The sequence below is a fragment of the Kribbella sp. NPDC050281 genome (assembly GCF_040655855.1).
Lineage (GTDB): Bacteria > Actinomycetota > Actinomycetes > Propionibacteriales > Kribbellaceae > Kribbella.
In genome coordinates, this window is record NZ_JBFAKS010000012.1 from 134,115 (window position 1) to 147,869 (window position 13,755).

At 68.0% G+C, this 13,755-nt stretch carries 15 protein-coding genes; 5 read left to right on the forward strand and 10 right to left on the reverse strand.

All coding sequences use genetic code 11. From position 1 onward, the window contains the following. Positions 1–63 precede the first annotated feature (63 nt). Positions 64–690, reverse strand: a complete 627-nt coding sequence (locus AB0I34_RS15560) for a hypothetical protein (protein ID WP_360445407.1) — start codon at positions 688–690, stop codon at positions 64–66. Beyond that, positions 687–1,217 (reverse strand): SigE family RNA polymerase sigma factor, encoded by a 531-nt coding sequence (locus AB0I34_RS15565; RefSeq protein ID WP_360445409.1) that lies wholly within the window; start codon positions 1,215–1,217, stop codon positions 687–689. Before AB0I34_RS15565 ends, AB0I34_RS15560 begins: the two co-directional genes overlap by 4 nt. A 143-nt stretch (positions 1,218–1,360) precedes the next feature. Between AB0I34_RS15565 and AB0I34_RS15570 the strand changes: the two genes are divergently transcribed. Next, entirely contained in the window at positions 1,361–1,912 is a 552-nt protein-coding gene (locus AB0I34_RS15570; protein WP_360445411.1) for a hypothetical protein, read from the forward strand. Next, positions 1,909–2,463, forward strand: a complete 555-nt coding sequence (locus AB0I34_RS15575) for a hypothetical protein (protein WP_360445413.1) — start codon at positions 1,909–1,911, stop codon at positions 2,461–2,463. The genes AB0I34_RS15570 and AB0I34_RS15575 overlap by 4 nt, the downstream gene beginning before the upstream one ends. A gap of 42 nt (positions 2,464–2,505) precedes the next feature. Here AB0I34_RS15575 and ppgK read toward each other — a convergent pair whose 3' ends face one another. Together ppgK and AB0I34_RS15585 are read right to left on the reverse strand one after the other, a co-directional pair. Then, a complete protein-coding gene (gene ppgK / locus AB0I34_RS15580; RefSeq protein WP_360445415.1) occupies positions 2,506–3,258 on the reverse strand; it encodes a polyphosphate--glucose phosphotransferase in 753 nt (250 codons plus the stop codon). A gap of 296 nt (positions 3,259–3,554) precedes the next feature. Then, positions 3,555–3,920, reverse strand: a complete 366-nt coding sequence (locus AB0I34_RS15585; RefSeq protein WP_360445418.1) for a VOC family protein — start codon at positions 3,918–3,920, stop codon at positions 3,555–3,557. A gap of 146 nt (positions 3,921–4,066) precedes the next feature. Between AB0I34_RS15585 and AB0I34_RS15590 the strand changes: the two genes are divergently transcribed. Further along, entirely contained in the window at positions 4,067–5,407 is a 1,341-nt protein-coding gene (locus AB0I34_RS15590) for a PLP-dependent aminotransferase family protein (protein ID WP_360445419.1), read from the forward strand. A gap of 49 nt (positions 5,408–5,456) precedes the next feature. Here AB0I34_RS15590 and AB0I34_RS15595 read toward each other — a convergent pair whose 3' ends face one another. The 4 genes from AB0I34_RS15595 to AB0I34_RS15610 are packed head-to-tail and all read right to left on the reverse strand — an operon-like array spanning position 5,457 to position 9,321. Continuing rightward, complete coding sequence (locus AB0I34_RS15595; protein WP_360445421.1) at positions 5,457–6,077, reverse strand: dihydrofolate reductase family protein; 621 nt, start codon at positions 6,075–6,077, stop codon at positions 5,457–5,459. 58 nt (positions 6,078–6,135) lie between these two features. Next, complete coding sequence (locus AB0I34_RS15600; protein WP_360445423.1) at positions 6,136–6,627, reverse strand: SRPBCC domain-containing protein; 492 nt, start codon at positions 6,625–6,627, stop codon at positions 6,136–6,138. A gap of 1 nt (position 6,628) precedes the next feature. Further along, a complete protein-coding gene (locus AB0I34_RS15605) occupies positions 6,629–6,988 on the reverse strand; it encodes a metalloregulator ArsR/SmtB family transcription factor (RefSeq protein ID WP_360445425.1) in 360 nt (119 codons plus the stop codon). A gap of 47 nt (positions 6,989–7,035) precedes the next feature. Then, positions 7,036–9,321, reverse strand: a complete 2,286-nt coding sequence (locus AB0I34_RS15610) for a BTAD domain-containing putative transcriptional regulator (RefSeq protein WP_360445427.1) — start codon at positions 9,319–9,321, stop codon at positions 7,036–7,038. Between the two features lie 160 nt (positions 9,322–9,481). Here AB0I34_RS15610 and AB0I34_RS15615 point away from each other — a divergent pair, with 160 nt between their 5' ends. Together AB0I34_RS15615 and AB0I34_RS15620 are read left to right on the forward strand one after the other, a co-directional pair. Continuing rightward, entirely contained in the window at positions 9,482–10,381 is a 900-nt protein-coding gene (locus AB0I34_RS15615) for a hypothetical protein (protein WP_360445429.1), read from the forward strand. Positions 10,382–10,611: 230 nt separating this feature from the next. Then, positions 10,612–11,532 (forward strand): alpha/beta hydrolase, encoded by a 921-nt coding sequence (locus tag AB0I34_RS15620; RefSeq protein ID WP_360445431.1) that lies wholly within the window; start codon positions 10,612–10,614, stop codon positions 11,530–11,532. A gap of 24 nt (positions 11,533–11,556) precedes the next feature. On the opposite strand, the gene AB0I34_RS15625 is transcribed toward AB0I34_RS15620, so the two are convergent. Further along, positions 11,557–12,645 (reverse strand): mandelate racemase/muconate lactonizing enzyme family protein, encoded by a 1,089-nt coding sequence (locus AB0I34_RS15625; RefSeq protein ID WP_360445433.1) that lies wholly within the window; start codon positions 12,643–12,645, stop codon positions 11,557–11,559. Further along, positions 12,642–13,751: an amidohydrolase family protein gene (locus tag AB0I34_RS15630; RefSeq protein ID WP_360445435.1), complete on the reverse strand. Its 1,110-nt coding sequence runs from the start codon at positions 13,749–13,751 to the stop codon at positions 12,642–12,644. The genes AB0I34_RS15625 and AB0I34_RS15630 overlap by 4 nt, the downstream gene beginning before the upstream one ends. Positions 13,752–13,755 lie beyond the last annotated feature (4 nt).

The window sequence follows — 13,755 nt, forward strand, 5'->3', positions numbered from 1 at the left end:
GGTGGTGGAGGACCCGCTCGTAGCATCCCAGGTGAACCGCCGGCCCAACGTTCAGGTCGGCGGTCACCGGCCGGAGAGCTTTCGGTTGAGGGAGAAGAGGCGGCCGAGGATCGGCATCAGGATGATGTTGAGACCGTGCAGGACGCCGATGATCAGCAGGATGCCGCCGAGCCGGGCCGCCTCGAAGCCTGCTTGTGCGGGCACCACGAAATTGGCCCAGTCCTCCCGTGGCTGGAAGCTGATCGTGAACAGGATGTAGGCGGTGAAGATCAGGTAGTACACGATGTCTGTCAGCACGATGTAGCTCTTGCCGGTCTGCGGGTTGTCGTGGAAGACGTCCGCGGCGTAGGCCCGGCCGAAGCGTTTGATGAACGGCCCGAGCCAGAGCGCCAATCCGATCAGCAGGACGTTGGCGAAGAGCTCGAGGATCCACCACTCCAGCAGCAGATCCCCGGTCACTGTGCGCGGCGTGAACAACAAGACCATTGCCGTTAGCAACGAGATGGCGACGATCAGAATAGCGGCGGTGCGGAGGATCCGGCGCCGCCGGACCCGGTCGTCCGCGATGCTGCCGAGCACACGCTCGAACAGATCCGGCGCCGGCGGCCGGGTCGCCGCCGGGTCCAGTGCGTCGTACAGCCGGCGTTCGACCTCGGAAGGTTCGCCGGGAGTCTCGGGCCGCTGGTTCATCCCTGAACCTCCAATTCAGCTTTCAGCGACCGCAGGCCGCGTTGCAGATGGGTCTTTACCGAGTTCGGCGACAGGCCGAGGGTCTCGGCGATGTCGGCGACAGACAGTTCGAGGTAGTAGCGAAGTACGACGCAGTCGCGCTGGCGGCGGGGTAGTGCGCGCAGGGCGTCGATCACCTCGCGGCGGCTCTCGTCCTCTGCGGCGTGGTCCTCGGCCGACCGGTCGTCGGGGTCGGCCGGGAGGCGGTGCCGGAGTGAGACCAGGCCGCGGCGGTTGTGGTCGCGGGCGAGGTTGATCACGATCGAGCGCAGGTACGCCGCTGCCCGGTCCTGATCGTTGATCCGGTGATGGTTGCGGGCGAGCCGGAGGAACGCTTCCTGGACCAGGTCCTCGGCCGCGGTCCGGTCGTCGACGAACCAGCGGGCGAGCTGGACCAGGCGGGCCGCTTCCGCCTGGAACAACGCGATCACGAGCGCGTCGGCGTCCCGTCGTACGCCGTACGCCGGGAGATCCGCAGCCACATTCATAGCCCCCATCACCCTTACGGACGAGCGAGTCCGCGGACCGGGTGACGTGGCGAAGAAAGTATTTTCGCTGTCACCCGAACCACAGCGGTGGCCCGTCTGTCGTAGTGATCCGTGCACCCAGCATGGACGCGAGAGGGGGAGTCATGACAGCTCTGGTGCGCAAGGTCCTACCCGCGACGGCGGTACTTGCCGTCTCCGCGCTCGCCGCCGTTCCGGTGGCGGCCGCGCAATCCGGTGACGACTCACATGCACGCGTGGTGACCGAACACGGCGAGCTCCGCGACCTGGCACCCGCCACGGCCGGTCCACTCGACCATGCCTCGGCGGTGCTCATGATGGTGTCCGACCACGGCAAGACCTCCGTCCGCCTGCAGGTGCACGGCATCGACCGCTCGCAGGCAGGTCGCAGGTTCGGTGCGCATCTGCATTTCGGTCCGTGTGTCGCGGGCAACGGCGCCGCGGCCGGTCCGCACTACAACACCGACGCCCTGGCCGGCCGGGTCCCGCCTCGCGTCGACGAGACGACCGAGGTCTGGCTCGATTTCACCGTCACCGGCGGCGGCACCGGTCATGCCTTCGCCGCTGTCCCGTTCGTTCCGCAGGCCGGCGACCGTGCGATCGTGATCCATCAGGACCCGACCGATGAGCACGGCGTCGCCGGTCCGCGGCTGGCCTGTTTGCCGGTGTCATGGTGAGCGTCCGGCATTCGGCCGCGGCCGGGCTCGGGCTCGGCGTCGGGTGGGGAATTGCGGCTCGGGGCTGGATGCGCTTGATCTCGACCGAGCCGCAGTTCACCTGGGCCGGCACCGGCATCATCCTCGGGCTGACCGGGGTGTCCGGTCTCGTGCTCGGGATCCTGTACGGCGTACGCCGCGCCGGCAGATCGCGGTGGTGGCGGGTGCTCGCCCTCCTGTGTCTGCCGACCTTCGCCGGCCCCGGCATCCTCTTCCTGCCGGCGTTCCTCCTCGGCGGCTTCCTCTACCTCCACCACCTGTGGGCCCGGGCGATCGGTCTGGCCGGCATCGGCCTGTCCCAATTCGCCCTCTGGTCAGCCGGTGACGATGAGCCGAGCAATCCCTGGTACCTCTACGGCGGCTTCCTCGTCTTGTCACTGACCCTCGCGGCCGGCGCCGCGGAGCTCTACCGTCCACGGCATACCAAAGACCGGGAGGTGGACAGGCCTCCGGCATCGCTGCGCGGCGCTCCGACCGGCGGGAACGGCACGTTGGCTGGCGGCGGCTCCTGATCAGACAGCGCGAGTGGATAGCCGCGCCGGGTTGTGATTGGCCTACTCGGTGAACTTCTCGTGCGCGGCCATCGCGGCGCCGACGATGCCGGCGTTGTTGAGCAGCTGAGCCGGCTTCACCGGGGTGGAGATCTCGAGCAGCGGCACCCACTTGTCGGAGTGCTTGCTGACCCCGCCGCCGACCACGAACAGGTCGGGGGTGAACAGGTTCTCCACGTGCCGAAGGTAGCGCTGCACCCGCTTGGCCCACTGTTTGAACGACAGGCCCTCGTTGTCCTTCGCCGCCGAGGAGGCCTTCGTCTCCGCGTCGTACCCGTCCAGCTCGAGGTGACCGAGCTCGGTGTTGGGCACGAGCCGGCCGTCGAGCAGCAGCGCGCTGCCGATCCCGGTGCCGAAGGTGAGCATGACGACCACGCCGTCGACGCCCTTGGCCGCGCCGAACCGGGCCTCGGCGATACCGGCTGCGTCGGCATCGTTGAGCACGGTCACGTCGCAGTGGGTGGTGTCGGTGAGGACCTTGTCGACGTCGGTCCCGATCCAGCTCTTGTCGACGTTCGCGGCGCTCCTGGCCACCCCGTTCTTGATGACGGCCGGGAACGTCGCACCCAGGTCACCGCTCCACCCGGCCTCCTTGACCAGCCGGGCCACGACCGCAGCGACAGGCTCCGGGGTGGACGGGTTGGGCGTCAGGTACTTCACCCGCTCCGTGGCCAGCTTGCCCTTCTCCAGGTCGACGATGGCGCCCTTGATCCCGCTGCCGCCGATGTCGACCCCGAAGGCGGTCGACGTCCTCATTCTGGGCACCTGATCTCTCCCCTCGCCCGCAGCTGCTCCACCGGGTCACCGTCCTCGCCGGCGTCGAGCAGATCGGCACGACTGGCCACCGACGCGTATCGACCACACATACTCGCCAGCCTGCCACGCGCCTCGGACACCGTCAGCGATACTCGCGAAATCATTCTCGTCCAGCGCCTCCGCGCTCTGGTACACCAAGCAGCGATTCGCTGCTGATCAAAGGTCGCCGAGCATTCGAAGCTGAGCCGTCTGTGTGGACTGCCTGGGGAAGGCGGCGGCCTTCCCCAGGCAGGTGATCAGGTCTGTTGCAGGACGATCATGTTGCCGTCCGGGTCGTGCAGGACGGCTTCGGTGGCCCATGGCTGTTGCTCAGGCGGACCGTCGAACGGTACGCCGTTCGCACTCATCGCCTTGTAGTCCGCGTCCAGATCGTCCGATCTCAGCACCAGGCCTTGCACGCTGCCCGGCGGCATCTGTTCGAACCAGTCGACGAGTGTCAACGAAGCACCACCCCCGTCAGGCGTGACCTGGATCCAGCGCAGGCCCGGAATCGAGTCGTCGTCACGAACGAGCTCGAGGCCCAGCTTGTCGACGTAGAACGCCTTGGCACGGTTCTGGTCCGAGACCGGCACGGATACCACGGCGACGCTCTGTACAGTCATTTCTCCTCCTCGATGAACTGGCGGTTGACCGCCACTTCCGAGGGTCTACCGTGGTTGGCATCGCGAACAGAGCCACCGAATCAGCCTCCGATGAGGCCAGTGGCGGACGAGATCTCTTCGTCGACCTCGTCCTCCGGCGAGGCCACATGCGCCAATCACTGCGGGAATCCTTGCGGATCGCGATCCAGGACGGCCGGCTGACGGCGGGAACGGTGTTGCCGTCGTCGCGGAGACTCGCCGCGGATCTCGGAGTCTCGCGAGGAGTGACCACCGATGCGTACGAGCAGCTGGCCAGCGAGGGTTACCTCGATGTCAGACAGCGGGCGGCGCCGGTGGTGGCCCCGGTGCACGCCGCCGCGCCGGCCGCGCCCGATCCGCATGTTCCGGCGTGGCGGTTCGATCTGACCGCGATCACTCCCGACGTCCGGCTCTTTCCACGCAGGGAGTGGACCCGCGCTGTCGGCAAGGCTCTCCGCAACACTCCCGACGCAGCTCTGGACTACGGCGACCACCGGGGCCGGATCGAACTGCGCACGGCCCTGAGCTCGTACCTGGCCAGGGTCAGAGGAGTCCGGGTCGATCCGGGGCGCATCGTCGTGACCCAGGGGTTCACCCAAGCGCTGGATCTGATGTGCCGGGTACTGCTCGTGCGTGGCGCGCGATGGATCGCGGTGGAGAGCCCGACTCACCCTGACCTGGCTGCGGGGATCGAGCAGTCCGGACTGAGCGTGGTGGGCTGTGCGGTCGACTCCGACGGCCTGCGTACCGACGACCTGACGCCAGGCCGGGCCGACGCGATCATGGTGGCGCCGGCCCACCAGTTCCCGACCGGCTCGGTCATGACGTCCCGCCGCCGAGTAGCGCTGCTGGACTGGGCGGCCAGCCATGACTGCCTGATCCTCGAGGACGACTACGACGCCGAATTCCGCTACGACCGTACGCCGCTCGGCGCCGTCCAAGGGCTCGCCCCCGGCCGGGTCGTCCATATCGGTACGGCGTCCAAGACCCTTGCACCGGGCGTTCGCCTCGGTTGGATGAGTCTGCCGGCCGGTCTGGTCGACGAAGTGCGCACCCGCAAAGGGCTGGCCGACTCCGGCTCACCCGCCTTCGACCAACTCGCCTTCGCCGAGTTCCTGACCAGCGGCGACTACGACCGGCACGTAGCGCGCGCTCGTCAGACCTACCGGCGACGCCGGGACCGTCTCGTCCAGGCCCTGGCGACAACACTGCCCGAACTACCCGTCCAGGGCTCCGCAGCCGGCATGCACATCCTGCTCCGGCTGCCCGACGACACCGATGACATCGCCATCGCCGTCGCTGCGGCATCCCAAGGGATCGGAGTGAAGGCGCTCTCGCCGCTCCAGCTCACTCCGAGCCGCGACCGCGGGCTCGTCCTCGGATACGGCCGCCTGCCCGAAGCCAAGATCGACGAGGCCACCGCCGCACTCGCATCGCTGCTCAAGAAGGCCGGAGCCTCGCGAACCTAGCTGCATGGCATCTCGCGTTCCTCCAGACCCCTTCGCGTACGCCGACCGCCTACCGCTCCCGGATGGCGTAGGTCAGGTGGGTGACCCTTGGGGAGGGCTCTGCGCGGACCGGGTCCAGGGCCACGCGGGCCGCGTCCACCCCCTCGAACAGGCGGATTCCGGAGCCGCACAGTACGGGCGACAGCGCGATCGAGAACTCGTCGATCAGGCCGGCGTTCACGTACTCCAGGATGGTCGCGCCGCCACCGGCGATGCGAACGTCGCGGTCGCCGGCTGCCACGCGGGCCTGGTCGAGCCCGGCCTCGATGCCGTCGTTGACGAAGTGGAAGGTGGTGCCGCCGGGCCGCTCCCAGGGGTCACGCTTCTCGTGCGTCACCACGAAGACAGGCGTGTGGAACGGCGCCTCCTCCGGCCACATCTTCTCTCCGGCGTCGAACATGCGCTTGCCCATGACGCTCGCGCCGGTGCGCTCGTGCGTCGCCCGAGCGATGTCGTTGTCGAGTCCTTCCTCGCCGCCTCTGCCGAGTTTGAGGTTCTCCCGGAAGAACCGCTGCGGGAACGCCCACGCCTGCAGTTCCATCCACTGCTTCCCCATCAAGTCGTCGAGGGACTCGGGCGCGATGAAGCCGTCCAGCGACATCGTCACGCTGAAGAACACCTTTCCAGCCATCATTTCTCCACTTCTTTCGGTGTGGTCTCGTTCGAGGTGTCTCGCTATCGCGACGGGATCAGCCGACGGTGGTGAGCAGCTTGCCGATCGCGTCGAGCAGGCCGGCGGTGCCGGACTCGCGACCGGCCGCGGCATCCGGCCCGGGTCCGTGCACACCGTCGAGGTGGACGCCCTGCTCGGTGAACGTAAGCCGGGTCCCCGGGCCTGCGCCGTCGTCGGCGGGCTCGAACACGATCGTGCTGATCGACGTCGAGGCGTGCACCCCGTCGAGCCACATGTCGTACGTGTACACGATCCGCTCGTTGGGCGTGATGTCCGTGTACGTGGCGTGAAACTGGGACAGAGGTCCGTGCTCGCCCAGACGCCCGTCGTCGATCGCCACGCCGCCGACCCGGAACTCGTCGGAGCGCTCGACGTAGACGAAGTCGTCGCTGCCGAACCACTTGCGCTTGATCTCGGGGTCGGCGAAGGCGGCCCACACGCGGTCGACCGGGACCGGGTACTCGCGCTCGAGCACGAACGTGGCGTGGGTCTGGGTGCGGTCGGTCATGTCATTGCTCCTGTGTCGGGTCATGGTTGGTGAGGTAGTCGCCCAGGCGGTCGAGCCGGCGTTCCTGCGGGCGGCGGTGGGCCACGATCCAGGCGTTGGCCGGGACCAGCGCGTCGGGCACGAGTTGGTACGTGCGCACCCGGCCGACCTTCTCGGACGACACGATCTGCGCCTCCTCGAGCACCCCGAGGTGCTGGACGACGGTGGGCAACGCCATGCCGAACGGTTCGGCGAGCTGGCTCACCGACGCCGGTCCGTGGACCAGCCGGGCGACCATCGCCCGGCGGGTGCTGTCCGCCAGTGCACGAAACATTCGGTCGAGCTTGGCGTCGCCGTCGGCCCCACCCGAATACTTAGGCATATACCTAAGTATGTGTCCTGGGGTGAGGATGTCAAGCGGCCAGGTGGCTAGTGTGCGATCGACGACCCGTCGTCCGGGTGTACGACGACGAGGTGGTCGCGGGTGGAACTCGGCAGCGGGTGTGGCAGTAGTCCTCGCTCAGCCAGCTCCTCGACCGACTTGAACGGCCCACGATGGGTCCGGTCGACCACGATCAGGACCGCGTGCTGGAGCGAGATGCCTGGGACCGCGGCGAGAAGCTCCGTCGGTACATGGTTCGGGTCGACCAGACCGCCGTCGTCGAACGTCCGCGGGAGGTCGGGGCGGCCGATGCCGAGCCGCTGCGCGTACAGCGGTGAGCGAGCCGCGATCTCGCGCGCGACGCGCCGGTGTTCCTCGGCGAGGTCGTGGTCGGCGGCGGCGGAGGGTGCCGGGGCAACGATCACAGCCGCTTGGACTGAGCAGATGAGAAAGGGAAAGATCATCAACGACATGCCGAGGTCGTCGAAGATACCGCTGAAGTCTTCCGGGCTTTGCGTGAACATCACCACGCCGGTCCACTGCAGAGCGAAGTACCCGACCGCGCAGGCACCCAGGAGACGGCTACGGCGGCGCCAGGCGAGCACGGCCATCATCGGGCCGCAGGCAAACCCCCAGGTGACGATCGGCAAGGCGGCCGCGAGGACCTTCAGCAGGATGCGTTGCAAGCGAGTGCGTCGGGGGAGGCTGGGCACCTGCGGCCGAGAGACCTGAAACGGACCTGACGGCGGTGTTGCCGCTTCAGGCCGTGGGATCCGTCCTCCGGGCGGCTCGTTGTCCTGGAGCAGGCGGGTGTGAAGGCGTTGCAGTACTTGGCCGGGTTCGATCCCGTACTCCCCCACCAGCAGTCGCCGGGTCTCGTCGTACGCCGCGAGCGCCTCCGTACGCCGGCCGCTGAGGTCGAGAGCCTCGATCAGTACGGCCCGGAGTCGCTCGCGCAGCGGGAACTCCTTGATCTGCGCTGGAAGGGACTCGAGCAGGGCATCGAGTCGTCCCAGCTCGAGCAAGACCTCCGCGTAGTCTTCCAACGCGGCCGCCCGGTCGTCCTTCAAACGGTCACGGGCGGCATCGAAGACGGACCCGGCCTGCAGACCAGCCAGGGGTTCGCCTCGCCAGAGTCCGAGCGCTGACTGCAGCTCCGTCGCTGCCGCCTCCAGGTCGGCGCAGGCCCGCAAGTCACGTGCTCTACTGATCCGGGCGGCAAACTCGTCGAGGTCGGAGCCGTTCGGTACGACTGTGAGCCGATAGCCGGAGACAGTGAGGTCCAGCACCTGCCCAGCACTCCGCGGAGCCCTGTCCGGATCGAGAACCTTCCGCAGCCCCGCGACGTACTTCTGTACGACGTTGGGCCCGTTGTCCGGCCGTCCGTCCTCGGGCCAGACAGCATCCAGGATGCGGTCCGGCGGTACAGCCGAATTCGCCGACAGGAGCAGGGTCGCCAGGACTGCCTGCTGCTTGCTGGGGCCGAGCTGTAGCGGGAGTCCGTCGCGGCTCGCTCGCAGTGGACCCAGTACGTCGAAGCGCAGACCCGCGCCTGCTGCCGGTGGGAGAAGGTCCGCGGAATTGTTCAGGAGGCGCGTGTGAAGGGCCTGGAGCCGTGGACTGGGGGTTTGGTCATGGGACTTGAGCAGCTGGGTAGTGGCGCGGTAGACGTCGAGCGACTCGGCTTGGCGGCCTGTGCGATAGAGAGCAAGCAGGTGGGCGGCGTGGAGGTCTTGGCGCAAAGGATGGCGGCTCAGCAGGCCGGTGAGGTCGGGCAGCAGGCTCAGGTGGCGGCCGAGATCCAGTTCCAGGTCGGCCCAACTCTCGGCGGCGGCTGCGTGGCGAGTCTCGAGCTCCCGGCGCGCTGCGTCGAAGACGGGACCGCTGAGTCCGGCCAAGGCCTCGCTGCCGCGCCAGAGGTCTAGTGCGCGGCGGAAGGTGGCAGCCGCCTGCTCGAGGTCTCCCATGGTCCGGAGTTGGTGGTCCTGCCGGACAAGCTCGTCGAAGAGGTCGGTGTCGGTGCTGCCGGCCGCGAGAGTGAGGACGTAGCCGCCGGCCGTCAGCGCCAGGAGATCTCCGCTGCTGCGTGGTGCGCGCCCTGGTTCGAGGACCTGCCGCAGACCCGCGACGTACTTCTGGACGACGTTGGTGCCGTTGCCCGGCGGCTCGCCTTGCCAGACGACGTCGACGATGCGCGCAATCGGGACGGGCCGGTTCACCGACAGCAGGAGCGTCGCGAGAACCGCGCGCTGCTTGGCTGGACCCAGGTCGAGCACCCGGTCGTCCCGCCGAGCCTGGAGCGGTCCGAGCAGCTCGAACCGGACTACGCCCACCACCGCACCCCCAACCCTGCCCGCCGTGCCGAACAGCGCCCGTCGCAGCGGCTGCGCAGGTCCGGCAGTGGGACGGCATTCTATCCAGCAGTGGGGCCGCAGTAGACGGCAGCGGGACCGCAGTACGCAGTACCAGAGTCGTTCTCGTCACCGCCGCCCCGTGGAGTCCGTCGAACTCCCGCCGCGGCAACCGCCGGACGTCACCGGCGGTCCACCACCTGCGCCGGATGTCACCGGCGGACGAGAAAGTGAGCACTTCCTCATGTTCTTCCCCTGGATTCGAGTCGGCGCCTGGGCCGGCACTGCGCTGTTGGCCGCAGCAGTCGTTGGCTGCGAGCCAACCAACGAGGCCGGCACCACCCCTGCCGCCACTACGTCATCGAACACCCCGTCCGCCCCGGCGAGTCCGACGGCCACCGCTACGCCGCCTGCGCCGCCTGACCTGTCCACACTGCCCGCCGAAACTCTCCTTGCCCGGACGAAGGCAGCAGCAAGCGCCGCGCCGGGGGTGAGGGTCAAGGGCCTGCTGGTGGACAGCACAGGCGACCTGCGGCTCGACCTGCAGCTCAGCAAGGGCGGCGGCCAGGGTGCCTTCGTCCTGGCCGGTACGCCGATTACCTACCGCGTCGTCGGCAAGGACGTCTACATGCTCATGTCGGAGGCAACCATCCGTGCCATGGCGAAGGCGGACAAGGCCAGCAAGGCTGAGACAAGCGCAATGCTCTCCCTGTTGAAGGGAAAGTGGATCAAACCGTCCAAGATTGATGCTGAGGGCCGAGCGCTGATCGACATGACCAAGCAAGGCACCTTCTTCAAGGACTTCTTCGCAGAGATCGGCCGCCCGACGAAGACCGGCAAGAAGGTGGTGGACGGCGTCCTGTCGGTCGGGCTGGTGGCACAGGGTGCCACTCTCTGGGTCGACACCCGTACCGCCCGGCCGGTCCGCTTCCAGAATGGTGCCGGCCGCGACTTCATGACCTTCACCGACTACGGCCGGGTTCCCGCACCCAAGGCGCCGCCCGCCGGCCTGATCGTCGACGGCAAGGGCCTGGGGATCTGAACCACACTTGGCGGTCGCAGCACCAAGCCAACCTCGACGAAGGGCCGATGGACCTTCTCAGGGGAAGGAGGAGGGGCCCGGTTGACGACCGGGCCCCTTCGTTCGTCCCCCGCCACGGCGAGGTCGGTTACCCAGATATTCTTTCGTGCTGTGGGTGGGAGCTGGGGCATCCGGCCCCGTCGGCTTGCGCGACGGAGCTGGGCGGCAGTCGATCGACGAGGAGGACTTCGATGAATCCGCGCGGTCTGAACAAGTCGGGAACTGTCTCGACACCGGTGCTGGACATCGGCTACGACGCAGCGGGACCGGCAGACGGGCCAACCGCTGTACTTCTTCATGGCTTCCCCTACGACGTGCGTTGCTACGACGAAGTGGCCTCGGTCCTCGCCACTGCGGGGATGCGCGTTGTGGCTCCGTACCTCCGGGGATTCGGGCCAACCCGCTATCGCAGCGCGGACATCATGCGCTCTGGTCAGCAGGCCGCGCTCGGCCAGGATCTGCTCGACCTGCTCGACGCACTCGAGATCGAAAGCGCCGTGGTGGGCGGCTTCGACTGGGGCGGCCGCGCGGCCTGCATCGCGGCGGCAGTAGCGCCCGAACGGGTCACCGGCCTGGTCACAGTGGGCGGGTACAACATCCAGGACATCGCCCGGTCCGCCGAGCCCATGCCTCCGGAAGCCGAGAGCGCTGCCTGGTACACCCACTACTTCCTCACCGAGCGCGGACGGGCCGGGCTGGAGCGCTATACCGACGAGCTCTGTGGGCTGTTGTGGCGCCAGTGGTCGCCGACGTGGGCAGACTGTGCCGCGGCCTTTGCTGCAACCTCGCCCAGCCTGCACAATCCCGACTTCGTCGCCACCGTGATCCACTCCTACCGGCACCGACGCGGCGCGGTTCCCGGCGACCCGCGGTACGACCACCTCGAGAAGCTGCTGGCGACCACGCCGGCCATCACCGTACCCACCATTGCGCTCGACGCCCTCGCCGATGGCCTCGGCGCCGACGACTCTAGTGTCGACGAACCGCTGTTCACTGGTGGCTTCGATCGGCACGAACTGCCAGGCATCGGGCACAATCCGCCGCAGGAGGCTCCGGAAGCGTTCGCCCGCGCGGTCCTGGAGGTCGCGCCAGCTGCCACCGCGGGCCGATAGCCGACGTTAGCCCTTGTAGTCGGTTCAGAGAGAAGAAATCCGGCGGTCCATGCGCTGCAGCGTAGGGTCGGGGATCTCGACGCCCCAGCCGGGGGCGTCGGACAGCACCACCTCACCGTCTCGGGCGACCGGGAACGGCTCGTAGACCCGCATGTTCGAGGCGTCTTCGATGGTCCACTCGTGAAAGAGGTTGCACGCCGGCATTGCCGTCACCAGATGCGCGGTGAAGATCGCCGTCAACGATCTCCCCGACGAGTGCGGGACACACGGGAGCCCGGCAAGGTTGGCCAGCTCCGCAACCTGCCGGGCCCGCGTGATGCCGCCGATGTAGCAGACGTCGGGCTGGATGACGTCGGCCATGCCGTCCTGGATGATCCGTCGCATGGTCTCGACCGAGAACTCCTGCTCCCCCAGTCCGACCGGGATGTCGAGAGTCGCCGCGACGCTCCTGGCGTTCTCGTACTCCCAGAACGGCACCGGCTCCTCGAAGTGCAGATAGTCGTACTCCTCGAGCAGTCGCCCGACCCGGACCGCCTGACCCGGGGAGTAGGCACCATTGGCATCCGCGCTGATCTCGACGTCATCGCCGAGTTCCTTGCGCAGCAAGGGAACCAGCCGCCAGGTCCGGCCGGATCGCGACTCCGCATCGCGGCCGTTGCGCTCGCCGATCTTGACCTTCACCGCGCGGAACCCGTGCGCGGCGACGGCGGCGACGATCCGGTCGACCTCCTCCTCGGGCGTCGTGTCGCGACGCATGGCCGAACCGTAGACGGGCACCGACGGACGGAACTTCCCACCGAGCAACTGGTAGACCGGCTGTGACTTCGCCCTGCCCACCAGGTCCCACAGCGCGGTGTCCACGCCGGCCAACGCCCGGAACAGGAAGCTGCCGAAGTACTTGTACTCCGCACGCGCGCACTCCTCGGCCAGCGTCATGACGTCGAACGGGTCCCGGCCCAGATAGTTCCGCGCGACCAGAGTGTGCAGCACCTCCCCGGTGATCCGGGCCTCGGAGTGCGCCGTCTGCCCGTACCCCACCAGCCCGTCGTCGGTACGAACACGGACGATGCAGCCATGGCCGTCGAACGTCTCGATCGAGCTGATCTTGGTCAAAGCGACTCCACCCGCGCCGGCAGCTTGTAGAACGCCCGGGCGTTCTCGGTGTAGATGTTGTCCCGCTGCTCTGCGGACAATCGGACCTTGAAGGCGTGCTGGGGATGGTCAAAGTCCCAGTGCGGATAGTCGGTGGAGAACATCACCTTGTCGGTTCCGCCGAGGTGTTCGAACACTCTCAGCAGGTCGGCGGGGCGATGCGGTTCCTCGATCGGCTGCGTCGTCATCCAGAAGTGGTCGCGCAGGTACTCCGACGGCCTGCGGCGTACGTCGGGCACCTCGGCGCGGAAGCGCTCCCAGTGCGTGTCCATCCGCCAGGCCAGGGACGGCAGCCAGGCGAACCCGCCCTCGATCAGCGCGATCCGCAGGTTCGGAAGCCGCTCGAAGATCCCTCCGAAGATCAGGCTCGCCACGTGCGCCTGAAACGCAGCGGACATCCCCGCGTGATCCTCGATATAGAACGACGGCCAGCCCGCGGCGCTCATCGGAACGCCCCGAACGCCACCGCCGTAGTGAATGCCGATGGGCAGATCGTGCCGGGCTGCGGCCTCGTACATCTTCCAGTAGCGCCGGTCGCCGAGCGGTGCGGCACTGCGTGCGACCAGCAGCACCTGCACGAAACCCGGGTGTCCGGCGAGCCGCTCGATCTCGGCGACGGCCTGCTCGCTGTGCTCCGCCGGCACGATCATGCCCGCTCGCAGCCGTGGCTCCGGCTCCAGCCACTCCTTGATCTGCCAGTCGTTGGTTGCCGCCGACAACGCCGCGGAGAACTCCGGGTCGAGCTGGCTGCCGGAACCACTGAGCGGACCGAGGATCCCGAACTCGACGTTCAGCCCGTCGAGATGTTGTTTCTGCATGAACCCCAGATCGGCACCCGCGGGCAGTCCGGACGGCGGAAAGGCGTCGTACCGGGCCGGCGATCCCTTCGGATACACGTTGCCCGAGTGCTGGCGCGAGCCGAAGGTCTTCAGATGGCTGAGCCAGCGATTCGAGAGGTAGGGCTCCAGGGCTCCGGGTGCCATCACGTTGTGGATGTCGCAGTCGATGATCATCTGCTTCGCGGCGGTACGGCGTGCGGCCCGCGGCTGTGTCTGTGTCTGTGTCATGTCT

Coding starts and splice junctions, on each gene's coding strand:
- AB0I34_RS15560 (WP_360445407.1), bottom strand. CDS start 690: ATGAACCAGCGGCCCGAGACTCCCGGCGAACCTTCCGAGGTCGAACGC.
- AB0I34_RS15565 (WP_360445409.1), bottom strand. CDS start 1,217: ATGAATGTGGCTGCGGATCTCCCGGCGTACGGCGTACGACGGGACGCC.
- AB0I34_RS15570 (WP_360445411.1), top strand. CDS start 1,361: ATGACAGCTCTGGTGCGCAAGGTCCTACCCGCGACGGCGGTACTTGCC.
- ppgK (WP_360445415.1), bottom strand. CDS start 3,258: ATGAGGACGTCGACCGCCTTCGGGGTCGACATCGGCGGCAGCGGGATC.
- AB0I34_RS15585 (WP_360445418.1), bottom strand. CDS start 3,920: ATGACTGTACAGAGCGTCGCCGTGGTATCCGTGCCGGTCTCGGACCAG.
- AB0I34_RS15590 (WP_360445419.1), top strand. CDS start 4,067: ATGCGCCAATCACTGCGGGAATCCTTGCGGATCGCGATCCAGGACGGC.
- AB0I34_RS15595 (WP_360445421.1), bottom strand. CDS start 6,077: ATGGCTGGAAAGGTGTTCTTCAGCGTGACGATGTCGCTGGACGGCTTC.
- AB0I34_RS15600 (WP_360445423.1), bottom strand. CDS start 6,627: ATGACCGACCGCACCCAGACCCACGCCACGTTCGTGCTCGAGCGCGAG.
- AB0I34_RS15605 (WP_360445425.1), bottom strand. CDS start 6,988: ATGCCTAAGTATTCGGGTGGGGCCGACGGCGACGCCAAGCTCGACCGA.
- AB0I34_RS15620 (WP_360445431.1), top strand. CDS start 10,612: ATGAATCCGCGCGGTCTGAACAAGTCGGGAACTGTCTCGACACCGGTG.
- AB0I34_RS15630 (WP_360445435.1), bottom strand. CDS start 13,751: ATGACACAGACACAGACACAGCCGCGGGCCGCACGCCGTACCGCCGCG.